The sequence below is a fragment of the Methylobacterium sp. WL9 genome (assembly GCF_008040035.1).
GTDB lineage: Bacteria > Pseudomonadota > Alphaproteobacteria > Rhizobiales > Beijerinckiaceae > Methylobacterium > Methylobacterium thuringiense.
Window position 1 is genome coordinate 1 of sequence record NZ_VRVE01000074.1, and the last position, 21,978, is coordinate 21,978.

Here is a 21,978-nt window from a genome sequence, read left to right on the forward strand (position 1 = left end):
GGTCTGCACCGGCTTTGCCGGCACCGGGGTCGAGGCCAGCGCCCGCTGCGGACGCCGCGGCGACACGGCCGGGGTCTGCGAGGAGGCGCCCTCGGAACCGTCCGGCATGGACATGGTCGGGATCGGCGAGGCCGGGATCTGTGCGGCGGGATCGGCCGAGGCGACGCGCTGGGGCTGCGACTGCGCCTGGGAGGACGCGGTCACCGGCGTGTCGGGCTTCACGGACACGGTGCGGACGCGGCGTGGCTCGCCGAGCGAATCGGTTAGCATCGCGGTGTTGCCGGGCGTCGTGCCGCCGGTGGCGCCAGCCGAGCGCGCGGCCTGGGCCACGTCGAGGGGCTGTTCCTCGCGGTTCACGACCTTGATCTGGCCGTCCTTGGCGTTGCGCTCGTAGATCTGCTTGTTCTGGTCGGGAATCTCGACGCCGTCGGCGGCCTGGGGCGCGACCTTGAGCGGTGTTTTGTCGGCGAGCACTGTCACCGGGCCGCCGCTGGTGCCGTGGCCGCCCATGGCCTTCCAGCCGAGCGCGCCGGTGACGCAGAGGGCGAGGACGCCGAGACCGGCGCCGACCTGCACCAGCTGCCTGCGAGGGCGCTTGGCGACGACGGCGCGATAGCCCTGGCCGGATTCGTCGAAGGCGGCCGGATCGTGCCGCTCCTGACCTTCGTCCTCGGCATAGGCACCCTGCTCGACGGTGGCGAGGTACTGGTCGAAGGCGTCGGCGGGAGAATGGGCGGGCTGTGCGGCCGCCGCGTGCTGTGCCTGGGGCGCATCGTGGAAGGCCGGCTCGATCCGGCCGGCCTGGGCGGATCCGACCGAGGTGCGTGCGCCGGCCTGTCCGCCCTGCGAGGCGAGGAGGGCGCGGAAGGGGTCGTCCTGGCCGACGATGCGGGCGAGTTCGGCCAGGGGGTCGGCGCGCTGCGGCGCCGGTGCAGCGGCTTCCGGCAGGGAGGCCTGACGCAGATCACGCTCGAAGGCGTCGAAGTCGATCGCCGCACGCGAAGCGTTCGTCGTCATGGTCGATTCCTTTCCAACCCGGCCAGATCACCGCATCTCGTCCGGCGCGGTGACACCCAGAACCGCAAGACCGGAGGCGAGGACGCCGCCGAGAGCCTCCACGAGGGCCAATCGGGCCCGGGTGGACTTTCGGTCGGTTGGATTAACAATCCGTAATTGCGGCAAGTCTTTGCCCTTATTCCAAAAACTGTGGAGAGAGCTGGCCGTTTCGTAGAGATGGAAGGCAATTCGGTGTGGTTCGTGGGCAACGGCCGCCGATTCCAGCACCCGCGGGTACTGCGCGATCAGCCGCATCATCTCGATCTCCCCCGGATCGGTCAGGATCGACAGGTCCGAATCGCGCGCCAGCGACGGCTTCGAGAAATCCTCGCCGGGCATCGCCTCGAGCGCCTGCCGCTTCACGGAAAAGCAGCGGGCATGGCCGTACTGCACGTAGAAGACGGGATTGTCCTTCGAGCGCTCGACGACCTTGGCGAGGTCGAAGTCGAGGGTCGCGTCGTTCTTCCGGTAGAGCATCATGAAGCGGATCGCGTCGCGTCCGACCTCGTCGATGACCTCGCGCAGCGTCACGAACTCGCCGGAGCGCTTCGACATCTTCACCGGCTCGCCCGCGCGCAACAGCCGCACCAGCTGACACAACTTCACGTCGAGCACGGCCCGACCGTCGCTGACGGCCTTCACCGCCGCCTGCATGCGCTTGACGTAGCCGCCGTGGTCGGCGCCGAGCACGTCGATCAGGTCCGAGGCGCCGGCCAGCCACTTTTCGCGGTGATAGGCGATGTCGGAGGCGAAGTAGGTGAAGCCGCCGTCGGATTTGAGCAGCGGCCTGTCGACGTCGTCGCCGAACTGCGTCGCGCGAAACAGCGTCTGCTCGCGATCCTCCCAATCCTCGGGCACCTGTCCCTTCGGCGGCGGCAGCCGGCCCTCGTAGACGAGGCCCTTTTCGCGCAGGACGGCGATCAGCTCGGCGACCTTACCGCCGTCTGCGCCCTGCAGCGTGCGCTCGGAGAAGAACACGTCGTGCCGGATGCCGATGGCGGCGAGATCCGCGCGGATCATCGCCATCATCGCCTGGATGGCGGTTTCGCGGACGATCGGCAGCCACTCGAGCTCGGGCTTGTCGAGGAGGTCGCGGCCGTGCTCGTGGCTGAGCAGGAGGCCGACGGGCTTGAGGTAGTCGCCCGGATACAGGCCCTCGGGGATCGTGCCGATGTCCTCGCCCAGCGCCTCGCGGTAGCGCAGGTAGGCGGAGCGGGCGAGTACGTCGACCTGCGCGCCGGCATCGTTGATGTAGTATTCGCGCGTGACCTCCCGGCCGGCCGCGACGAGCAGGTTCGCCAGGGCATCGCCGAAGACGGCGCCGCGCCCGTGGCCGACATGCATCGGCCCGGTCGGGTTGGCCGAGACGTACTCGATGTTCACAGCCCCGCCCGGCAGCCTGGCGCGGCCGAAGGATTCGTCCGAGAGCGCGGCGCGCACCACGTCCTGGAAGACGTCCGGGACGAGGCGCAGGTTGATGAAGCCTGGGCCGGCGACGCTTGCCTCGACGACCCGTGGATCCTTGCGCAGCTCGACCGCCAGCGCCTCGCCGAGCGCCTTCGGATTGGCCTTGGCCTCCTTCGCCAGCACCAGCGCGGCATTGGTGGCGAGATCGCCGTGCGACGGATCGCGCGGCGGCTCGACCACCACGCGGGAGAGGTCGAGGCCGTCGGGCAGATCGCCGGACCGGACGAGCGATTCGAGGGCCTCGCGCACGCGCGCCTCGAACTGAGCGAAGATGTTCATGAGCCGATGATTGTCCGCTGGCGCGGCCGCATCGCGGCGGCCGCCTGTCTCAGCGCGGCGGCATAGCAACGCGCGCGGGGGGTGTCACGGCGCCACCTCGCGAACGCAGGGTCGTCGTGGTTCGCGATCGGACGATGACCTCGGACCCGCGGCCGGACAGCCCGCCGTCACAGGAAATCCGGTTTCCGTGGCCGCGTCGGCCGGCCGAGCCCGATCCAGCGCAGGGGCCGCGTGAGCCGCCAGCTCACGGAGGCGGCCGTCGAATCGTGGAAGGCGAGGCTCCAGCGGAGCAATTCGTCGTAGCGGCTCCTGGCGCCCTGTCGCTCGCGCTCCGCGTTCGCATGTGCTGCGAGCGCCGCGTCCCGTTCGCCGGCCAGCCGGTCGCGGAGGGCCGAGAGCGAGGCCAGATCCCGGCCGAGCCGGCCATGCTCGCTCTCGATCGCCGCCCGGTCCCGGACGGCCGCATCGCGTTCGCTCCGAAGGGCGTCGGCCTCATGGCGGATTTCCTCGGCCGCGCGCGATGCCGCGTTCGCCTCGTCCCTGAGCCGGTCGCATTCGGCCCGCATCGCGTCGGTTGCCCTGTGCGCGTCCTCGGCGGCGGCGCGCGCCGCATCCCGCTCGATTCCGGATCGATCCCGTTCGCCCTGCAGGCCGTCCGCTTGCCTCCGCGCTTCATCCGCGACCGCCAGCGCCGCGTCCCGCTCGATTGCGGATTGCTCCCGTTCGCCCTGCAGGCCGGCGATCTGCCCACGCGCGTCCTCGACGGCCGCGAGCGCCGCGTCTCTCTCGATTTCGGATCGGTCCCGTTCGTCCTGCAGGCCGGCGATCTGGCCGTGTACGGCCTCGGCGGCGGCGAGCGCCGCGTCCCTGTCGTGCCTCGTCGACAGCAGCACCGAACGCAGGCGCTTGCTGTAGAACTCGTGACGCTCGTGCTCCTCGAAGAGATCGGCCACGATGGTCTCGGTGATCGCGCGTCCGCGCTCGGACGCCATCTTCCCGATGATGGCGTCGCCGACGATCCGGATCTGTTCGAGCATGTCGGCTCGGCAGGGGAAGCTCACCAGCGAGTAGGCGGTCGACGAACGGGCATCCGAGAAATCGACCGGGACGTCCCGTTCCGCGAACGCCCCTTCGATCTCGCCGCGATAGGCCGCGTCGCCGGACAGACGGTTGACGTCGATGACGAGATCGGCCGCGGCGGTCGCGTGCGAATAGAGGTAGATGTGCAGAAACATGAACAGATAGAAGGTGTTCATGTCTGTCGTCGATGGGGTTTCGACGGGATAGATCGAAAGAAGATTCCGGATCATCGGATCGTGTAGGCTGAGACGCGCAGTCTTGGTGATCGTATCCAGAAAATACGCGTTTCCGCAGGTCGCCTGCTCCGTATAGGAGCACCATTGCTGATAGAGGTTGCGGTAGAGCACCACGTGAAGGCCCGGCGCCGCCGCCTTGAGGCCCGCGACCCGGCCCAGGCTGCGGGTTTCCGTCAGAACCGGAACGCGGCCGCGCTGCTCGGCATGGTCGACGAGGGCCCGGACATAGGCGGCCTCCACCTCGGATACCGGACCGCTCGGGCCGGATGGCGGCACGAACCGATCGTAGCTGAGCGACGGATCGAAACCGGCGACGCCGCCCGGATCCTGAATTAGGGATAGGTACTCTAGAAAGTATGGTGCGCCGGGCGGATGCTTGGAGTTCCAGTTTGCCGGTGTAAAAGAGCTTATTCTTTGTTGAGTTAGCGACGCAAGTATTTCATGAAATATTTCGCAATAAGCGATATATTTCTGATTTTGCCGAAAACGCGACCATACATACGTGCTGGACGCCCTGAAGCCAGAATGTATGAATATCATCTTCTGCAACATTCAGTATCATAAAGGCATCAATCTAGAATAGAATACCGCGCTTGATGCTGCGCCCTGGTTGACTGGCTCGCTGCGGCATACACAGAGTATGACTGTTTCTACGCGTTTGAGAAGTTGGAAACGAGTTTTCTATCAGAGAATGAAACTGTAGTGCATCTGCACCGATCAGATGCGTTTTTGACGTCTGTGGATCGTCGGTGTTCGGATGGCAACGGGTGGTTGCTTCGACGAATATCCGGGATTGGATGCGGACGGCGCGGATGGCGGCCGGCGCTGTCCGCGCTTCGCAGGGGATGAGGTCCCGTCTCGGTAGAGTGCCCCATTGAACGCGCGGGATCCTGGCCGCCCAGATGAGGCCGGCTGATCAGTTCTGATCCAGGAGTCCTCGATGAAAGCTATTCTTCTCGCAGGGGCGGCGCTCGCCGCCCTCATCGTCGTGCCGGCGTGCGCCGAGGCGGGCGGGTTCGGTCGAGGCGGCTACGGCCGGGGCGGCTTCGGCGGCCATCACGGCGGCTTCGGTGGCTACCGCGGCGGGTATGGCGGTTATCGCGGAGGCTTCGGCGGCTATCGCCGCGGCGGCTTCGCCGGACGGGGCGGCTTCTATGGCGGGCGCGGCTACGGGCGCGGGCTCGGCTACGGTCTCGCCGGTGCCGGCGTCGGCCTCGGTCTCGGCCTTGCCGCGGGCGCCCTCGGCGGCGGCTACGGCTATGGCGGCGGCTACGAAGGATACGGCTCGTCTTATGGCTACGGCGGCGGGTACGGTGGCTATGCCGCCGCCGGCTATGGCGGCTATCGCAGCTACGTGCCGGCGGTGGGTTATGGCGGGTGCGGCGGCTGCTACAGCTACGTGCCGACCTATTCCTACGCACCCTGCGGCGGTTGCGGCTACTGAAGCCTGCCCGGGGCGGATCCGATCCGCCCCGGCATCCTGTCTCACGGCTCCGCCAGTGGCAGGCCGCGGTCCGACGGGCGCCAGTACAGGCTCGGCGTCGTCGCGAAGAACTTTCCGTGTTCGAGCACCGCGTAGGTGTCCGTCATGCCGGCGATGTAGTCGGCGACGCGCCGGGCCAGCCGCCCCTCCCCCGCGCCGTCGAGGCCTGCCTGCCATTCCGCCGGCATCCGGCGCGGATCGGCGACGAATGCGGCAAACAGGTCGGCGACGATGATGTCGGCCTTCTCCCGCACCGCCATGACGTCGGGATTGCGGTACATCCGCGCGAACAGGAACGCCTTGATCTCGGCATCCGCCGCCGCGATCTTTTCGGAGAAGGCGACCACCGGCGCGTCTGCCGCGCGGATGTCCGCGACGCTTCGCGGATTCAGCGCGGCCAGCCGCCGCTCGCTTTCGACGATCAGGTCCTCGACGAAGCGGGTGATCACCCGCCGCGCCAACTCGTGAATGGTTCGCGAGGCTTCGAGGTTCGGGTAGCGATCCGCGATCTCGTCGAGCAACCCGCGCAAAAAGGGCACGGTCTCCAGGTCGGCGAGCTCGAACAGGCCGGCGCGCAGGCCGTCGTCGAGATCGTGTGAATCGTAGGCGATGTCGTCGGCCAGCGCCGCCGCCTGCGCCTCCGGCCCGGCGAAGCGGGCGAGTTCGAGGTCGTTCAGCGCATTGTATTCGAGGATCGCCGCCGGGATGCCGGCATGGCGGTAGCGCGCAGTCGGGGCACCCGCCCCGTCGAGCAGCGGGCCGTTGTGCTTGACCAGCCCCTCCAGCGTCTCCCAGGTGAGGTTGAGGCCGTCGAACTCGGCATAGCGCCGCTCCAGCCGGGTGACGATGCGCAGCGCCTGGGCGTTGTGGTCGAAGCCGCCATGCTCGGCCATGCAGGCATGCAGCGCGTCCTCGCCGGTATGGCCGAAGCAGGTGTGGCCGAGGTCGTGCGAGAGCGCGAGCGCCTCCGCCAGATCCTCGTCGAGGCCGAGCGCACGGGCCAGCGCCCGGGCGATCTGGCTGACCTCCAGCGTATGCGTCAGGCGCGTACGATAATGGTCGCCCTCGTGATGCACGAAGACCTGCGTCTTGTGCTTCAGGCGCCGGAAGGCCGTGGAGTGGACGATGCGGTCGCGGTCGCGCTGGAAGTCGCTGCGGGTCGGCGAGGACGGCTCTGCGATCAGCCGACCCCGCGTCGCCGCCGGATCGGTGGCATAGGCCGCCCGCCAGCGATCGCCCGCACGCCGCGTCGTCGATGTGTCCTGCGCCACGTCTCGCACTGCTCCTCACCCGCACCGCGTTGCGGTGCGTCGGCCTACCTCATATCTTGTCTGCAGGTCCCGTTCCGGCAATCGCGCGTCGCGCGTGCGGTCACGAGGAAGGAGACCGCACCGTGAAGCCGAGCTCGACCATGGCCGACATCCAACTGACCGCCCGCGCCGCCAAGCGCATCAAGGAGATCATGAGCGCCGAGCCCCCCGGCAGCTCGCTGCGCATCAGCGTCAACGGCGGCGGCTGCTCGGGCTTCTCCTACGCCTTCGATATCGAGCAGACCCGCACCGAGGAGGATCTCGTGATCGAGAAGGACGGCGCCACGGTGCTGCTCGACCCGGTCTCGATCGAGTACATGGGCGGTTCGGTGATCGATTTCGCCAACGACCTGATCGGCCAGTCCTTCAAGATCGAGAACCCGCAGGCGACCTCGTCCTGCGGATGCGGAACGTCCTTCTCGCTCTGAACGCCCGACGCCGGGTTCCGACGAAATCCCGGCATCGTCGCGGGTGCTCTGCCGTGGCTTGGGCGCAATTGCCTGCTCTTGCATTCTGCGGCAGTGCAAGGCGCCCGTGCGAGCGGGCCGCATGCTCCCTGCACCACGATCCCCGCGTTCAGCTTCCCGGACAAGGCCATGATCCCATCCACCGGCCGTAACGGCCTCCGGCGGGCGGTGCTCGCGTCGCTCGGATGCCTCGCCGTGCTGTCCGCGCTGCCGGCGGCGGCTCCGGTCCGGGCCCAGGAGGCGGCCTCAGCGGTACAGGACGTCGCCCTGCAGGACGTCGTCCTGACGATCGGCGGAACGCGCTTCACCGCGCCGAAATTGACGGCGAGCGGCACGCGCCTGTCGAAGGACGACTTCCTCGCGATCTTCAAGGCTGACGGCAAGGAGCCGTGGCCGGCCCGCCTCGCGCGGCTCGATGCGGGCAGCCTCGCCATCCCCGAACTGCGCGTCGAGCAGGCGGTCGGCGGCACCCGGCAGGCCGTTGTCTATCGCGACGTCGTCGCCCGCGGCGTGCATGGCGGGCGCATCGCCGAGCTGACCTCGGCCGGCGCCGCGATCACCGTCGCCGGCGCGTCGGACGGCAAGTCGGCCGGCGGCGACGGCTCCTACGGGAAATTCAGGGCGGAAGACGTCGACCTTGCGGCGATGGCGCGCCTCTCCGGCGAGCCCGGCGACGGCAAGGGCCCACTTCAGCGCCTCTACGCGGCTTTTTCGCTCGAAACCATCGCCTTCACCGACGAGAACGGCACGCGGGTGAGCCTCGCCCGGCTGGCCGGACGCGATTTCGCCGGCCGCCAGGTCCCGGGGACCTGGAACGGCGCGCTCGACGCCTTCAAGGCGCTGGACTTCGACGGCGAGGATGCGGCCGGTCGCGCCAAGGCGGCCGGCAACGCCGCGGACCTGATCGAGGCCGTCTCCATCGGCAGCCTGGAGGCCACCGGCCTGCGCGTGCAGGACACCAAGGGCGACAAGCCCGTCGACCTCGCCATCGGCCGCCTCGCCTACGCGGCGGCCGGCAGCGATGCCGGACTCTCGCTCAGCGACATCAGCTTCGCCGGCACCGGCACCCGCTCGACGATCGCGAAGTTTTCGCTCAGCGGCACCTCCCTGGAGCCGACCGTCGCCACGCTGCGGCGGCTCGCCAAGCCGAACGAGGCCGTGTCGGAAGCGGACATGCGCCGCCTGACGCCGCTGATCGGCACCGTGACGCTCTCGGGGCTCAGCCTCGACGTTCCGACCGAGGCCGAGCCTGCCGCCAAGGAGAGGTCCGCCGGCGGCAGGCGCGCGCCGCCGGCTCCCTCCTCCGACCCCCTCGCCAAGACAGCTCCGGCCTCCGCGGCGGCTCCGCTTCACGTCGGCCTGCGCGACGCAACCATGACCTTCGGGCCGCCGCGGGACGGCGTGCCGACGGCGAGCCGCCTGTCGCTCTCGGGCCTGACCATGCCGTCCTCGGCCGTCGCCGGCCTGCCCGGCCTCGGCTCGCTCGGCCTCTACGGCTACCGCGACATCGACCTGGACGTCGTTGCCGATTCCGCCTGGAACGAGGGCGCCAAGGAACTCGCCCTGCGCGAGGTTTCGGTCTCGGGCAAGGACATGGGGACGCTGCACCTCAACGCGACGCTCGGCGGCATCGGAGCCGATATCTTCGATCCCGATGCCGCCGCGTCGGGGCTCGCCATGCTCTCGGCCACCGCCAAGACGGTCGACCTGAAACTCGAAAACGGCGGGCTCTACGAGCGCTTCATCGACGCCCAGTCGAAGTCGCTGAGCCTCAAGCCGGACGAGCTGCGCAAGGAATACGTCACCGCCTGCCTCGTCGGCATCCCGGTGATTCTCGGCAATTCGCCCGCCGCCAAGACCATAGGCGCGGCCATGGGCAAGTTCGCCGCCAAGCCGGGCACGCTCTCGATCAGCGCCAGGGCGAAGGCCGCGACCGGCCTCGGCATAGCCGATTTCAGCACCGCGGGCAGTCCCGGCGCCGTGCTCGACAAGCTCGAGGTGAACGCCAAGGCGGAGTGAGCGGCGTTCTTGTTACGTGGGCGATACCGGCCCGGTGCTCTCGAACTCGGCGAGATCGCCGACCAGATCGGTGATCGAGATCTCGATGCGCCGGCCGTTCTTGAGGCGCAAGGTCGCGTCGGGCACGAGCCAGACCGGCTTCAGGCTGGCGTGGTTGCCGGCCAGCGTGCCGGACGCGACGATGCTGCCCTCGCGGCGTTCGATCACCACGCGGTAGCGCACGCGAACCGCCTCGACGCCTTCGGTGGAGACGTGGCCGCGCCCGGTCAGGGTCTGCAGGACTTCGTTCGGTTCGAACATGGATGGCGGGCGGCGATCGGGATTATTCGGCAACAACTTTGCCGCTTAATCCCGATCTAGGGTAGTCCCGTCCCGAACACCATGCTCATCGGCCCACAGGCCGCCGTGTTTTCTCGCGCAGGGCGAGAGGTTCCCGGCTCAGGGCAACTCACGCACGATGACGCGGCCGCCCTCGGTGGAGAGCGCGAGCCGGCCCGTCTTGAGCGCGAGCGCTTTCTCGCCGAACAGGGTGCGGCGCCAGCCCTGCAGCACCGGCACGTCCGCCTGGTCGTCGTCGGCGATGGCTTCGAGCTCGTCCACGGTGGCGATGATCTTCGGGGCGATGCCCTCGGCCTCGGCCACGGCCTTGAGCAGAACCTTCAGCAACTCGACCACGGCGGCGTTGCCGCCGCGCGAGCGCCCGCGCTCGGGGAGCTTGATGTCGGCGGTGTCGCGCAAGAAACCGCGCTCGACCGCGGCCAGGATGTCGGTGCCGGTGCGCGAGCGCTCGAAGCCCGTCGGGATCGTGCGAAGCCGGCCCAGCGCCTCGACGCTGCGCGGGGCCGAGGAGGCGATGTCGATCACCGCCTCGTCCTTGAGGATCCGGCCGCGCGGCACGTTGCGGGTCTGCGCCTCCTTCTCGCGCCAGGCCGCGACCTCCATCAGCACGGCGACCTCGCGCGGCTTGCGCATCCGCCCCGAGAGCCGGCGCCAGGCCTGGGCCGGGTCGGCCCGGTAGGTCTCCGGCGAGGTCAGAACGCCCATTTCGTCGTCGAGCCAGGCGCCGCGATCGGTCTCGACGAGCTGGGCGACGAGCAGTTCGTAGACCTTGACGAGATGCGTCACGTCGGAGAGCGCGTAGCTCAGCTGCGCCTCGGAGAGCGGCCGGCGCGACCAGTCGGTGAAGCGCGAGGACTTGTCGATCTTCGCCTTGGCGAGGTCGTTGACGAGCTGCTCGTAGGACACCGAGTCGCCGTAGCCGCAGACCATGGCCGCGACCTGCGTGTCGAAGAACGGATGCGGCAGCAGCTCGCCCATCATCCAGACGATCTCGAGATCCTGGCGGGCCGAGTGGAACACCTTCACCACGCCCTCGTCCGCCATCAGGTCGACGAACGGCTTGAGGTCGAGATCCTTGGCCAGCGGGTCGACCAGCGCCGCGAACCCGTCCGGCGCCGCCATCTGGATCAGGCAGAGCTTCGGATAATAGGTCGTCTCGCGCATGAACTCCGTGTCGACGGTGACGAAGGGCTGCGCGGCGAAGCGGGCACAGGCGTCGGCAAGGTCCGACGTGGTCGAGATCAGGTCCATGCCTTCGGCTATATCGGAGGTTGACGCGCCTTGCGAGGCGAAGGGCGGCATTCCGCCGTGGACGTTTGCCGGAGCGAAACGCCCTCCCCCGAAGCCCGCGCCTTGACTTGCCCGGTCTCGCGTGAATGGTGCCGGCCTCAATCCCATAGAGCCGGCCATGCATCGTTACCGTTCCCACACCTGCGGGGCGCTTCGCCCGTCCGACGTCGGCACGAGCGTCCGCCTGTCCGGCTGGTGCCACCGCATCCGCGACCATGGCGGCGTGCTGTTCGTCGACCTGCGCGACCATTACGGCCTGACGCAGTGTGTGGTCGATTCCGATTCGAAGGCCTTCAAGGCGGTCGACGCCGCCCGCTCGGAATGGGTGATCCGCATCGACGGCCGCGTGCGCACCCGCCCCGCCGGTACCGAGAATTCCGAGCTGCCGACCGGCACGATCGAGGTCTATATCGACGAGGTCGAGGTGCTCGGCCCCGCCGCCGAGCTTCCGCTGCCGGTCTTCGGCGATCAGGAGTACCCGGAGGAGACGCGGCTCGCCTACCGATACCTCGATCTGCGTCGCGAAAAGCTGCACGCCAACATCATGAAGCGTGGGGCGATCATCGACAGCCTGCGCCGTCGCATGCGCGAGGGCGGCTTCTTCGAGTTCCAGACGCCGATCCTCACGGCCTCCTCGCCGGAAGGCGCGCGCGACTTCCTGGTGCCCTCGCGCCTGCATCCCGGCAAGTTCTATGCGCTGCCGCAGGCGCCGCAGCAGTTCAAGCAGCTGACGATGATCGCGGGCTTCGACCGCTATTTCCAGATTGCGCCCTGTTTTCGCGACGAGGATCCGCGGGCGGACCGCCTGCCGGGCGAGTTCTACCAGCTCGACGTCGAGATGAGCTTCGTCACGGAGGAGGACGTCTACGCCGCGATGGAGCCTGTCGTCCGCGACATGTTCGTGGAGTTCGCCGACGGCAAGCCGGTCACCGAGGTGTTCCCGCGCATTCCCTATGCCGAGGCGATGCTCAAATACGGCTCGGACAAGCCGGATCTGCGCAACCCCTTGATCATCGCCGACGTCAGCGACGAATTCGCCCGCGACGAGGTCGAGTTCAAGGCGTTCAAGGGCGTCATCAAGTCCGGCGGCGTGGTGCGGGCGATCCCGGCGACGGGGGCGGCGGGCCAGCCGCGCTCGTTCTTCGACAAGCTGAACGACTGGGCCCGCTCCGAGGGCGCGCCCGGCCTCGGCTACATCGTGTTCGAGGACGAGGGCGGCGAGCTCACCGGCAAGGGCCCGATCGCAAAGTTCATTCCCGCCGCCGTCCAGAAGGCCATCGCCGAGAAGACGGGCGCCAAGGCCGGCGATGCCGTCTTCTTCGCGGCCGGCACCGAGGGCAAGGCGGCGGCGCTCGCCGGCAAGGCCCGTATCCGCATCGGCGACGAACTCGGCCTCGTCGACCGCGAGCGCTTCGCGTTCTGCTGGATCACCGACTTCCCGATGTACGAGTGGAACGAGGACGAGAAGAAGGTCGACTTCTCGCACAACCCCTTCTCGGGGCCGAATGTCAGCCACGAAGACTTCCTGGCGCTCGACCCGGCCGACACCGAGAGCGTGCTGAAGCTCAAGGCCGTGCAGTACGACATGGTCTGCAACGGCTACGAGGTCGCCTCCGGCTCGGTGCGCAACCATCGCCCCGATGCCATGGTGAAGGCCTTCGAGATCGCTGGGTATGGCGAGGCCGAGGTCCATGCCCGCTTCGGCGGCATGTACCGCGCCTTCCAATACGGCGCACCGCCCCATGGCGGCATGGCCGCCGGCATCGACCGGCTGGTGATGCTGCTCGTCGGCGCGATCAACCTGCGCGAGGTGACGCTGTTTCCGATGAACCAGCGCGCCGAGGACCTGCTCCTCGGGGCGCCCTCGGAGGCGACGCCGAAGCAGCTGCGCGAGCTGCACGTTCGGTTGAACCTGCCCGAGAAGAAGGCCTGATCCAGACCGCCCCGTGCAAAGCCTCGTCGCCATCGTCGTCGCGCACGACAGCGCCGAGGTTCTGCCGGACTGTCTGGCGGCTTTGGCCCGCGAGGGCGTGCCGGCGATCGTCGTGGACAATGCCAGCCGCGATGCCTCCGTGCGGATCGCGCGCGCGGCCGGGGCTCGGGTTGTCGAAAACCCACGCAACGAAGGCTACGGCCGCGCCAACACTCTCGGCGTGCGGGCGGCGGAGGGCGCGACCCACGTCCTGATCCTCAACCCCGACCTGGTCCTGCAACCCGGTGCGGCTGCCGCCCTGCTGGCAGCTTCGAAAAAATGGCCGGATGCGGGGCTGCTCGCGCCGCGCATCGTCGAGCCGGACGGGCGCTTCTTCTACCAGCCGCGCTCGCTGCTCGCGCCGTATCTCACCAATCCGCGCGGCGTGCGCAGCCTGCCCGAGGGCGACGCCTGTGCGCCGTTCCTCTCCGGCGCCTGCCTCATGGCCGAGCGAAAGCTCTTCCTCGACCTCGGCGGTTTCGACCCAAAAATCTTCCTGTTCTACGAAGATGACGACCTCTGCCGCCGCGTCGCTGACGCCGGCCGTGCGCTGGTCCACGTGCACGAGGCCGTGGCGCTGCACGGGCGCGGGCGCTCCTCGGCGCCGGAGCGGGGCCGGGTGTTTCGCACGCGCTGGCATCAGGCCTGGTCGCGCGCCTATGTCAGCCGAAAATACGGCCTGCCTGATCCCAGCCTCGGCATGCTCGCGGTGAACGCACCGAAAGCCCTGCTCTCCGCCCTCGTCTTCCGCCGCTCGGGCGTGGAACGCTACGGTGGCTCGGCGGCCGGCGCTTTTGCCGCTTGGCGCGGTCGTGCTGCCCTGTCCCGTGAAAACCTCGAAAAGGCCGGCGGATGAGCGCGCCGACCATCGCCGAGGCGATCGCCCGCCCGCACAACGCCTTCTCGGCCATGCGGCTCGCCCTGGCGCTGGCCGTGGTCGTCTCGCACGCCTTCAGCGTGGCGACCGGCGACCCCGCCGCCGAGCCGCTGGCCCGCGCCACCGGCTTCGCCCTGGGCGAGCACGCGGTGAACGGCTTCTTCGCCGTGTCCGGCTTCCTCGTGACCATGAGCATGGACCGGCGCGGGGCGCGCGACTACGTCATCGCCCGCGCCCTGCGCATCCTGCCGGGCTTGGTCGCCGCCACGCTGCTGGTCTCGCTGGTGCTCGGCGCGGCGCTGACCCGGCTGCCGCTGGCAGAATACTATGCCGCGCCGGAGCTGCGCCGCTTCATCCTCGGCACGCTGACGACCTTCAAGAGCAATGCCGCCCTGCCGGGCCTGTTCGAGGCCAATCCCTATCGCAGTCCCCTCGGCACGGTCTGGACCCTGAAATACGAGACCCTGTGCTACTTCGGCGTCCTCGTCTCCGGCGTTCTGGGACTCCTGCGGGTCCGCTGGCTGTCGCTGGCCCTGGTCGCCGGGTTGGCCGTCGCCCTCGTCGCGGCCCAGATCGCGCATCCCGACCTGCCCAAGGGCACCGAGACGGCATTCCGTCTGCCGATGATCTTCGCGGGCGGCGGCGCGCTCTATCTCTGGCGCGACCGGGTGCGGCTTTCGCCCTGGTGGCTCCTCGCCCTCCCCGCCGCCCTGCTCCTGCAGGGCACGCCGCTCTACCGGAGCGCGCTCTTCCTCACAGAGGCCTATGCGGCGATCGGAATCGCGCTGCTGCCGGCGCTGGGCCGGCCGCGCCTCGATCCGCCGGCCGACCTGTCCTACGGCGTCTACCTCTACGGCTGGCCGATCCAGCAGGTGCTGCACGCGTTCTGGCCGCAGGGCTCGGGCTGGGCGCTGCTCGGTCCCTCGATCATCCTGGCGCTCGGCGTCGCCGCCCTGTCCTGGTACGCCATCGAGAAGCCGGCGCTCGGCCTGAAGGCGCGCGCACTCGGCCGGCGCACGCTCGGCACCATCGAGCCGGCGGGACCGTGACGGCCCTGGCGCCGACGGCCGCCATCGCCCTCGCGGTGCGCCTGCTCGAAGAGGCGGGGTTTGCGGTCTCCGCCCGCAATGAACGCGGCGACAGCGTCTATTGCCGGAGCGGGGCCGACGCACTGGCGATCAGGATATCGAACCACGCCCGGACGCCGAAGCAGCGCCAAAAACACCCGGATGTGGCGACGAGCCTCGTCTTCCGTGCACCGAAGACGCCCGAGCAGGTCGCGGTGATGGTGGAGGCGGCGCAGCGCGCGTGCCGCGCGGCGGGTGGCCGCCCGAGCTGCCCCGTTACGTCGAGCGCCGGCGGCTGATATCTAGGCATTTATTGACATATGTAGGTATATTTGCTAGCTGCGATCGGACTTGCTCGCCTATGAAGGGCTGGATCCGATGTCGCTGTCTTCCGGTCACCGCCGCGATCTGAACGAAATCCGCGCGAGCCTCGCCGGGCTGACCGTCGAGACCAAGCTGCTCCGGATCGGGTGGCTGCTCTCGCAGAAATACGACCCCGATCAGCCGCGCGAACCGGCCGGCCAGCTCGGCGGCGGGCGCTGGACGTCCGGCGACCCGACCGCCGCCGGGCCGCTCGCCGCAGGCGACGATCCCGAGACCACCGGATCGATCGGCGGCGGCTCCGCTCCATCGACGACGCAGGAGGAGGTCGTGACGGCGGACGGTTCGCGCGTCCTCTCGATCCGCATCCGCAGCAACCCGCACGCCGAGTGGGACGAGCAGCACACGGTCACGGCGCCGGATGGCACGCGCACGGTCTTCGAGACGTCCGGTCTGACGCAGACGATTCGGGATGGCGGGAGCGGGGAGATTTTGAGCCGCAGCAGGCTGACGACCAGCGGAGCCGAGCCGGAGGCATTCTTCCAGTCGGCGCGGGCGCCTCAGCGTCTTCCGCGCGAACTCAAGCGCCTTAGCGATCGGATCCTGCAAGCTGCGATTTCGCTTTTCACGACGGAAGCGATTCGAAGGAACAGAGACGGCACGGCGATCTTCGCCGCACCGGCGAGCGAGTACATCCCTGGCGATGCGTTCAACGACCGTGCGATGTGGGTCGGTGCGGTCAGTCAGAGGGAGCTGGACCGACTCTGCCCGCGCAATGCGGAAATCCAGGCGCTGGCGAAATCAACCGCAGCAGAAGTCCGTGCATTAGGAGGGTATGGTACTGAGCAAAATTTTGGGAATATAGTTCATAGGATTATCGCACATAAGATCAAAAGCATGAAAGACCCTGGTTTGATTGCTGAGGTTTCTTATGCCGCAGAGACAGGTATAGGTGTCCACTACAGTAGCGGGCAATCTATACGACTGGATGTCTTGGAGCCCGTGCGTCCATCGACCGTCTGCGTATATGATCACAAGATGGGGAAGGCCATTCTCAGGGCCGTCCGCGCGGTGGATATTATTACTGCAATACAGAAACATTATCCTGGTATGAGAAATTACATTATGATTGAGGTACTCGAAAAATGACGACTCGGCACCAAATCGAAAAAATCTACAAGCCAATAATTGAATCAGAAAAGAATATAATCAGAATAAGTTCTGGTCTGATCTGCAGGAAGCCGGTTCGACATTTCGTTCTTGGCATATTTATAGAAAGGACTTCTGATAAAGATCGTTGCGATCCATGGTTGACAGTAATGGCTCTTTTTCTTCCAAAAATAAATCCTGATTTTGCTTTCGGAACATATATCGAACATCTGCAAAGGCCGGAGACATCTTCGCAGGAATCGTGGCTATGGTCCGATCCCGCAATGATCGCCGATGCAATCGCGGTGATCGAAACGGAGGTGCTGCCGAAGTTGGAGGTCTACGGGACGCCCGAAGGCTATGTGACCCTCCCCCCAAGAGAGCATACAATTCATTACGAACCCCTAGAGGATCGCATGCTCGCCCTTATCGCGGCGGGCGATCTCGATGCCGCGCGGACGATTTGGCACGAGAAGGAACCCAAATACCGCGGCAAGACCTACCACCCGGATTCGCTTCCGCATCGCTGGCAGATGCAACTCACCGTCGTGGCGGAACCCCTTCTGGCCGGCGACCGCCGGGCGCTCGCCCGGATCCTGCACGGGTGGGAGGCGGCCAATGTCCGCGGCACCAAGATCGAGCCCTACTGGGAACCGACGCCGTTTCCCCTCGAAGCCGGCCTCGGCTAACCTGGAACCTGCGTGCCGCCCTCGACCGAATCCTTACGGCTCACCCTCTCGCGCTTCCGCGGATACGGCGTCTCGCCCCGCTCCAACATCGCCACGAAGCCCGCGATACGCCGGGCGCGCGTCTCCGGCTTCTTCGCCTCCTGAACCCGGTAGAGGATCGCGTAGCGGTTCGTGCGGTCGAGGGTCGCGAAGGCCTGCTTCGCCTCCGGGGATGCGTCGAGCGCAGCGATGAGGTCCTCGGGCACCTCGGCCCGGCTCGCCGGCGCGTAGGCCGCCTCCCAGCGGCCGTCAGCCTGGGCCGCCGCGATCTCGGCGAGACCGGTCTCGCGCATCCGGCCGGCGGCGATCAGCGCCTGCGCCGCCGCGCGGTTGACCTCCGACCATGTCGAGCGCGGACGGCGCGGGGTGAAGCGGACCAGCCAGGACTGCTCGTCGTAGGGCGCGGCCTGCCCGTCGATCCAGCCGTGGCAGAGCGCACCTTCGATCGCTTCGAGCCGCGTCACGCTGGCGACGCCGGAGCCCTTTTTCGCGATCCGGAGCCAAAGCCCCGGCGCGGTGCGCGGTATGGTGGCGAGCCACGCCTCCCACTCACGCGGCGAGGCGAAGGCGCGGATCGGGAGCCCGGCCCTCTCCTCCCGCACCGGCGGAGGCCTAACCGGCGTCGCGAAGATACGGCTCGACCGGACCCTTCAGCTTCACCGTCATCGGGTTGCCGGCGCGGTCGAGCGTCTTGCCGGCCGAGAGGCGGACCCAGCCCTCGCTGACGCAGTATTCCTCGACATTGGTCTTATCGACGCCCTTGAAGCGGATGCCGATGCCGCGCTCCAGCAGCGCCTCGTCGTAATACGGGCTGTTCGGGTTGACCGAGAGGCGGTCGGGAAGGGCGGGGGCGGCTTCGGGCGTGTCGGTCATGGTCGAGCTCGGGTCGGTCTGAATCGCATCGGGGTAAGGGATTCACCCCGCCGCCGCAACGCCGCGCGCCTCGGCCGCCGCAGCGATCACCGCGTCGGCCTGACCGCTGGAGAGCAGCGGCACCAGCCGGCTCACGGTCGCGTGCGGCAGGTCCCACCACGCGGCCGCGACGAGCCGGGCCGCCGTCGCCTCGTCGAAGCGCCGCCGCACGATCTTCGCGGGGTTGCCGGCGACGACCGCGTAGGGCGGCACGTCGCGGGTCACCACGGCGCGGGCCGCGACCACGGCGCCGTGCCCCACGCTGACGCCGGACAGGATCATGCAGCCCGAGCCGAGCCAGACGTCGCTGCCGATCGTCACGTCGCCGCGCGAGGCGTGGTAATCCTGCGGCGCCTCCGAATCGGGCCAGAGCCCCGCCATCGCGGCGAAGGGGTAGGTCGAGACCCAGTCGAGCCGGTGGTCGCCGCCGAGCAGGATCTCGACCTTGTCGGCGATGGAGCAGTAGCGCCCGATCGTCAGCCGGCGGCCGGATTCGGGGAACCGGACCTTCGGAAAGCCGTAGGAATAGGCCCCTATCGAGAAATTCCAGCGCCGCGCTAGCTTCGCCATATGGAGGCGCGTCTCGTTGTGCGGGTTGCGCCCCCGCCTCAGCCGTTGCAACAGATTATTCAAAGGCGCGGTCCGGTGAGAATCACGCGTATTCCAGGAGAGGAAGCGAAGGTCATGGCCGACAACATGTCCGAGGACCTCAAGGCTGGAGCGCTCGTCTACCACCGCCTGCCCAAGCCCGGAAAGCTGGAGATCCAGGCGACCAAGCCGCTCGGCAACCAGCGCGACCTGGCGCTGGCCTATTCGCCCGGCGTCGCGGCGGCCTGCGAGGCCATCGCCGCCGACCCGCAGGAAGCGGCGACGCTGACGATCCGCCAGAACCTCGTCGCCGTGCTGACCAACGGCACCGCGGTGCTCGGCCTCGGAAATATCGGCCCGCTGGCCTCGAAGCCCGTGATGGAGGGCAAGGCGGTCCTCTTCAAGAAATTCGCCGGCATCGACGTGTTCGACATCGAGGTCGACCAGAACGACGTCGACAAGCTCGTCGACGTGGTCTGCTCGCTGGAGCCGACCTTCGGCGGCATCAACCTCGAGGACATCAAGGCGCCGGAGTGCTTCGAGGTCGAGGAGCGCTGCCGGGCGCGGATGAACATCCCGGTCTTCCACGACGACCAGCACGGCACCGCGATCATCGTCGCCGCGGCCGTGCTCAACGGGCTCGAACTCGCCGGCAAGACCCTCTCCGACGTCCGCATCGTGACCTCGGGTGCCGGCGCGGCGGCTCTCGCCTGCCTCAACCTCCTCGTTTCGCTCGGCGCGCGGGTCGAGAACATCACGGTCACCGACATCAAGGGCGTGGTCCATACCGGCCGCACCGAGCTGATGGACCGCTGGAAGGACGTCTACGCCAAGGACACCGAGGCGCGGACGCTCAGTGAGGTCATCCCCGGCGCCGACGTGTTCATTGGCCTCTCGGCCGGCGGCGTCCTGAAGCCCGAATACCTGGAGAAGATGGCCGAGAAGCCGCTGATCATGGCGCTGGCCAACCCCTATCCCGAGATCATGCCCGACCTCGCCCAGGAGAAGCGGCCGGACGCGATGATCTGCACCGGGCGCTCGGACTTCCCCAACCAGGTCAACAACGTCCTCTGCTTCCCCTACATCTTCCGCGGCGCGCTCGACGTCGGCGCGCGGGCGATCAACGAAGAGATGAAGAAGGCTGCGGTGAAGGCCATCGCCGCCCTCGCCCGCGAGGCGCCCTCCGACGTCGTCGCCCGCGCCTATGGCGGCGAGGCGCGGCCGTTCGGCCCGCAATCGCTGATCCCGAGCCCGTTCGATCCGCGCCTGATCCTGCGCATCGCCCCGGCCGTGGCCCAGGCGGCGATGGATTCGGGCGTCGCCGGGCGGCCGGTCGAGAACATCCACGCCTACGCCGAGTCGCTTGACCGCTTCGTCCACCGCTCGGGCTTCATCATGAAGCCGCTGTTCTCGAAGGCGAAGGCCGACCCGAAGCGCGTGATCTACACCGAGGGCGAGGACGAGCGCGTGCTGCGCGCCGCCCAGGCCATCGTCGAGGACGGCGTCGCCCGTCCGATCCTGGTCGGCCGCCCGCGGGTGATCGAGGTGCGCGTCAAGCGCTTCGGCCTGACCCTGCGCCAGGGCGAGCATTTCGACCTGATCGATCCCGATGACGATCCGCGTTACCGCGACTACGTCGCGACCTATCTCGAGGTCGCCGGCCGCAAGGGCATCACCCCGGACCTCGCCCGCACGCTGGTGCGCACCAACACCACGGTGATCGGCGCCCTCGCCGTGCGCCGCGGCGAGGCCGACGCGCTGATCTGCGGCCTCGAAGGGCGCTTCGACACCCGGCTCCGGGTGATCCGCGACATCATCGGCCTCGCGCCGGGCGTGCTCGACCTCGCCGCGATGAGCCTGATCGTCACCAAGAAGGGCGCGTTCTTCCTCGCCGACACCCATGTCCGCCAGGATCCGAGCGCCGAGGAGATCGCCGACATGGCGATCGCTTGCGCCGGCCATGTCGGCCGCTTCGGCCTGACCCCGAAGATCGCGCTGCTGAGCCACTCGGATTTCGGCCAGTCCGACGATCCCGCGTCTAGGAAGATGCGCCGCGCCCTCGAGCTGATCCAGGCCCGCGACCCGAAGCTTCAGGTCGACGGCGAGATGCAGGCGGATTCCGCCCTCTCCGAGATTCTTCGTGACAGGGTTCTGCCGGGGTCGCGCTTCAAGGGCGCGGCCAACGTCCTGGTCTTCCCGAACCTGGATGCGGCCAACATCGCCTTCCAGTTCGCCAAGATCCTGGCCGACGCGCTCCCCGTCGGCCCCCTCCTGATCGGCCCGGCCAAGCCCGCCCACATCCTGACGCCCTCGGTGACGGCCCGCGGCATCGTCAACGTCACGGCGGCGGCGGTGGTCGAAGCCCAGGCGAGCCAGCGGCTGGCGACGCTGCAGGCGGGCGAGCCGGGGGCGGCGCTGGTGACGGAATAGGCGGGCTGGCGCCTCGACGTCGAATGTCTTCGAACGCGAGCATCACACCGCCCGCTCCAGCTCCAGCAACCCCGCCCCGATCGCGAGCCAGACCAGATGCGCGTCCGTCCGCGCGCCGATCTTGGCCTTGATGCCGTAATGGTAGTTCTGCACGGTCTTGGGGCTGATGTTGAGCTGCCGGGCGATGCTGTCGGTGGTTTCGCCCGAGGCGACCAGCCGCAGGATCTCGACTTCGCGGGTGCCGAGGTCGCGGATCACGGCGTGGCCGCTCGACAGGCGGTCGGCGGCGATCTCGCGGGTGATGTCCTCAGATAGCGCCCGGCCGCCGCGGGCGACCGTGCCGACGGCGCGGACGAGTTCGGACGGGGCGCTGCTCTTGGTGACGTAGCCCGAGGCGCCGGCCTCGAAGGCTTTCAGCGCGAAGGCTGCGCCGCCGTGCATCGTGAAGACCAGAACCCGGGCATGCGTGTCCCATTGCCGGATGTGGCGCAGGGCCTCGATGCCGCTCGGGCCGGGCAGCGAGATGTCCATGACGACGATGTCGGGGGTATGCAGCTTGTAGGCGCGATAGGCGCCGGCCGCGTCCTCGGCCTCGGCGACGACGCGGGTGCCGGGCTGGCGCTCCAGCAGCAGCCGGTAGCCTTCGCGCACCACGGGATGGTCGTCGACGAGGAGGATCGAGAGGCCGGTCACGCAGCGGCCGCGACGGCGGGGACGAGCCGCGGACCCCTGAGCGGGATCACCGCGGCGATGCGCAGGCCGTGTTCGGCCCTGGCGATCGAGAGGCTTCCGCCCAGCGAGGCGATGCGCTCGCGGATGCCGAGGATGCCGCGGCCGGTGGTGCCGTCGAGACGGGCCGGATCGCCGCCGCCCTCGTCCTCGACGGTGAGGCGCAGCCCGCCCTCGGC

The 21,978-nt window shown here is 68.4% G+C and carries 20 protein-coding genes and 1 pseudogene; 10 read left to right on the forward strand and 11 right to left on the reverse strand.

Going from position 1 to position 21,978, the window contains the following annotated elements:
• The 3 genes from FV217_RS17635 to FV217_RS17645 all read right to left on the reverse strand — a co-directional run.
• Window positions 1-1,017: SPOR domain-containing protein (locus tag FV217_RS17635; protein ID WP_147818481.1), on the reverse strand; the 1,017-nt coding region annotated here is incomplete at its 3' end.
• A 27-nt stretch (window positions 1,018-1,044) separates the two neighbouring features.
• Window positions 1,045-2,802, reverse strand: coding sequence for an arginine--tRNA ligase (argS, locus tag FV217_RS17640; protein ID WP_147818482.1), 1,758 nt, complete (start codon window positions 2,800-2,802; stop codon window positions 1,045-1,047).
• A 167-nt stretch (window positions 2,803-2,969) separates the two neighbouring features.
• Window positions 2,970-4,394, reverse strand: coding sequence for a hypothetical protein (locus FV217_RS17645; protein ID WP_147818483.1), 1,425 nt, complete (start codon window positions 4,392-4,394; stop codon window positions 2,970-2,972).
• Window positions 4,395-5,058: 664 nt separating this feature from the next.
• On the opposite strand from FV217_RS17645, the gene FV217_RS17650 reads away from it, so the two are divergent.
• On the forward strand, window positions 5,059-5,562 hold the full coding sequence (locus tag FV217_RS17650; RefSeq protein ID WP_147818484.1) for a hypothetical protein: 504 nt from the start codon (window positions 5,059-5,061) through the stop codon (window positions 5,560-5,562).
• 41 nt (window positions 5,563-5,603) lie between these two features.
• On the opposite strand, the gene FV217_RS17655 is transcribed toward FV217_RS17650, so the two are convergent.
• On the reverse strand, window positions 5,604-6,872 hold the full coding sequence (locus FV217_RS17655) for a deoxyguanosinetriphosphate triphosphohydrolase (RefSeq protein WP_147818485.1): 1,269 nt from the start codon (window positions 6,870-6,872) through the stop codon (window positions 5,604-5,606).
• Between the two features lie 140 nt (window positions 6,873-7,012).
• On the opposite strand from FV217_RS17655, the gene erpA reads away from it, so the two are divergent.
• Together erpA and FV217_RS17665 are read left to right on the forward strand one after the other, a co-directional pair.
• Entirely contained in the window at window positions 7,013-7,339 is a 327-nt protein-coding gene (gene erpA, locus FV217_RS17660; protein WP_147818499.1) for an iron-sulfur cluster insertion protein ErpA, read from the forward strand.
• 168 nt (window positions 7,340-7,507) lie between these two features.
• Window positions 7,508-9,397, forward strand: coding sequence for a hypothetical protein (locus FV217_RS17665; protein WP_147818486.1), 1,890 nt, complete (start codon window positions 7,508-7,510; stop codon window positions 9,395-9,397).
• Between the two features lie 12 nt (window positions 9,398-9,409).
• Here FV217_RS17665 and FV217_RS17670 read toward each other — a convergent pair whose 3' ends face one another.
• Window positions 9,410-9,697, reverse strand: a complete 288-nt coding sequence (locus FV217_RS17670; RefSeq protein WP_147818487.1) for a hypothetical protein — start codon at window positions 9,695-9,697, stop codon at window positions 9,410-9,412.
• Between the two features lie 138 nt (window positions 9,698-9,835).
• Window positions 9,836-10,987 (reverse strand): ribonuclease D, encoded by a 1,152-nt coding sequence (rnd, locus tag FV217_RS17675; RefSeq protein WP_147818488.1) that lies wholly within the window; start codon window positions 10,985-10,987, stop codon window positions 9,836-9,838.
• Window positions 10,988-11,144: 157 nt separating this feature from the next.
• Here rnd and aspS point away from each other — a divergent pair, with 157 nt between their 5' ends.
• The 6 genes from aspS (at window position 11,145) to FV217_RS17705 (ending at window position 17,101) form a co-directional block, all read left to right on the forward strand.
• Window positions 11,145-12,959: an aspartate--tRNA ligase gene (gene aspS / locus FV217_RS17680; protein WP_147818489.1), complete on the forward strand. Its 1,815-nt coding sequence runs from the start codon at window positions 11,145-11,147 to the stop codon at window positions 12,957-12,959.
• Window positions 12,960-12,972: 13 nt separating this feature from the next.
• A complete protein-coding gene (locus FV217_RS17685; RefSeq protein WP_147818490.1) occupies window positions 12,973-13,854 on the forward strand; it encodes a glycosyltransferase family 2 protein in 882 nt (293 codons plus the stop codon).
• Window positions 13,851-14,924 carry an acyltransferase gene (locus FV217_RS17690; RefSeq protein WP_147818491.1) on the forward strand — a complete coding sequence of 358 codons (1,074 nt, stop codon included), beginning with the start codon at window positions 13,851-13,853 and terminating at the stop codon, window positions 14,922-14,924. The genes FV217_RS17685 and FV217_RS17690 overlap by 4 nt, the downstream gene beginning before the upstream one ends.
• Complete coding sequence (locus tag FV217_RS17695) at window positions 14,921-15,241, forward strand: hypothetical protein (RefSeq protein ID WP_147818492.1); 321 nt, start codon at window positions 14,921-14,923, stop codon at window positions 15,239-15,241. Before FV217_RS17690 ends, FV217_RS17695 begins: the two co-directional genes overlap by 4 nt.
• Before the next feature lie 52 nt (window positions 15,242-15,293).
• The gene (locus FV217_RS17700) at window positions 15,294-16,412 is read left to right on the forward strand and encodes a hypothetical protein (protein WP_147818493.1); all 1,119 of its coding nucleotides are present in this window, start codon (window positions 15,294-15,296) and stop codon (window positions 16,410-16,412) included.
• Window positions 16,413-16,582: 170 nt separating this feature from the next.
• Window positions 16,583-17,101, forward strand: a complete 519-nt coding sequence (locus FV217_RS17705; protein ID WP_187272616.1) for a hypothetical protein — start codon at window positions 16,583-16,585, stop codon at window positions 17,099-17,101.
• On the opposite strand, the gene FV217_RS17710 is transcribed toward FV217_RS17705, so the two are convergent.
• From FV217_RS17710 to FV217_RS17720, 3 genes are read right to left on the reverse strand one after another with little or no spacing between them, the layout of a single operon-like run.
• Window positions 17,098-17,742, reverse strand: a complete 645-nt coding sequence (locus FV217_RS17710) for a YdeI/OmpD-associated family protein (protein ID WP_147818495.1) — start codon at window positions 17,740-17,742, stop codon at window positions 17,098-17,100. The genes FV217_RS17705 and FV217_RS17710 overlap by 4 nt on opposite strands.
• Before the next feature lie 10 nt (window positions 17,743-17,752).
• Entirely contained in the window at window positions 17,753-18,013 is a 261-nt protein-coding gene (locus FV217_RS17715; RefSeq protein WP_147818496.1) for a DUF3297 family protein, read from the reverse strand.
• Between the two features lie 42 nt (window positions 18,014-18,055).
• Window positions 18,056-18,673, reverse strand: a complete 618-nt coding sequence (locus FV217_RS17720) for a CatB-related O-acetyltransferase (protein WP_147818500.1) — start codon at window positions 18,671-18,673, stop codon at window positions 18,056-18,058.
• A gap of 63 nt (window positions 18,674-18,736) precedes the next feature.
• Here FV217_RS17720 and FV217_RS17725 point away from each other — a divergent pair, with 63 nt between their 5' ends.
• Window positions 18,737-21,070, forward strand: coding sequence for an NADP-dependent malic enzyme (locus tag FV217_RS17725; RefSeq protein ID WP_147818497.1), 2,334 nt, complete (start codon window positions 18,737-18,739; stop codon window positions 21,068-21,070).
• A 42-nt stretch (window positions 21,071-21,112) separates the two neighbouring features.
• Here the strand turns inward: FV217_RS17725 and FV217_RS17730 are convergent, their stop codons facing one another.
• Together FV217_RS17730 and FV217_RS23000 are read right to left on the reverse strand one after the other, a co-directional pair.
• Window positions 21,113-21,763, reverse strand: coding sequence for a response regulator transcription factor (locus FV217_RS17730; RefSeq protein WP_147818498.1), 651 nt, complete (start codon window positions 21,761-21,763; stop codon window positions 21,113-21,115).
• Window positions 21,760-21,978: pseudogene (locus FV217_RS23000) on the reverse strand (sensor histidine kinase); the annotation flags it as partial. The gene FV217_RS17730 and the pseudogene FV217_RS23000, both read right to left, overlap by 4 nt.

Bases quoted from the DNA above. Each gene is read 5' to 3' on its own strand.
- argS (WP_147818482.1), bottom strand. From the start codon at position 2,802: ATGAACATCTTCGCTCAGTTCGAGGCGCGCGTGCGCGAGGCCCTCGAA.
- FV217_RS17650 (WP_147818484.1), top strand. From the start codon at position 5,059: ATGAAAGCTATTCTTCTCGCAGGGGCGGCGCTCGCCGCCCTCATCGTC.
- erpA (WP_147818499.1), top strand. From the start codon at position 7,013: ATGGCCGACATCCAACTGACCGCCCGCGCCGCCAAGCGCATCAAGGAG.
- FV217_RS17665 (WP_147818486.1), top strand. From the start codon at position 7,508: ATGATCCCATCCACCGGCCGTAACGGCCTCCGGCGGGCGGTGCTCGCG.
- FV217_RS17670 (WP_147818487.1), bottom strand. From the start codon at position 9,697: ATGTTCGAACCGAACGAAGTCCTGCAGACCCTGACCGGGCGCGGCCAC.
- rnd (WP_147818488.1), bottom strand. From the start codon at position 10,987: ATGGACCTGATCTCGACCACGTCGGACCTTGCCGACGCCTGTGCCCGC.
- aspS (WP_147818489.1), top strand. From the start codon at position 11,145: ATGCATCGTTACCGTTCCCACACCTGCGGGGCGCTTCGCCCGTCCGAC.
- FV217_RS17690 (WP_147818491.1), top strand. From the start codon at position 13,851: ATGAGCGCGCCGACCATCGCCGAGGCGATCGCCCGCCCGCACAACGCC.
- FV217_RS17705 (WP_187272616.1), top strand. From the start codon at position 16,583: ATGGCTCTTTTTCTTCCAAAAATAAATCCTGATTTTGCTTTCGGAACA.
- FV217_RS17715 (WP_147818496.1), bottom strand. From the start codon at position 18,013: ATGACCGACACGCCCGAAGCCGCCCCCGCCCTTCCCGACCGCCTCTCG.
- FV217_RS17725 (WP_147818497.1), top strand. From the start codon at position 18,737: ATGGCCGACAACATGTCCGAGGACCTCAAGGCTGGAGCGCTCGTCTAC.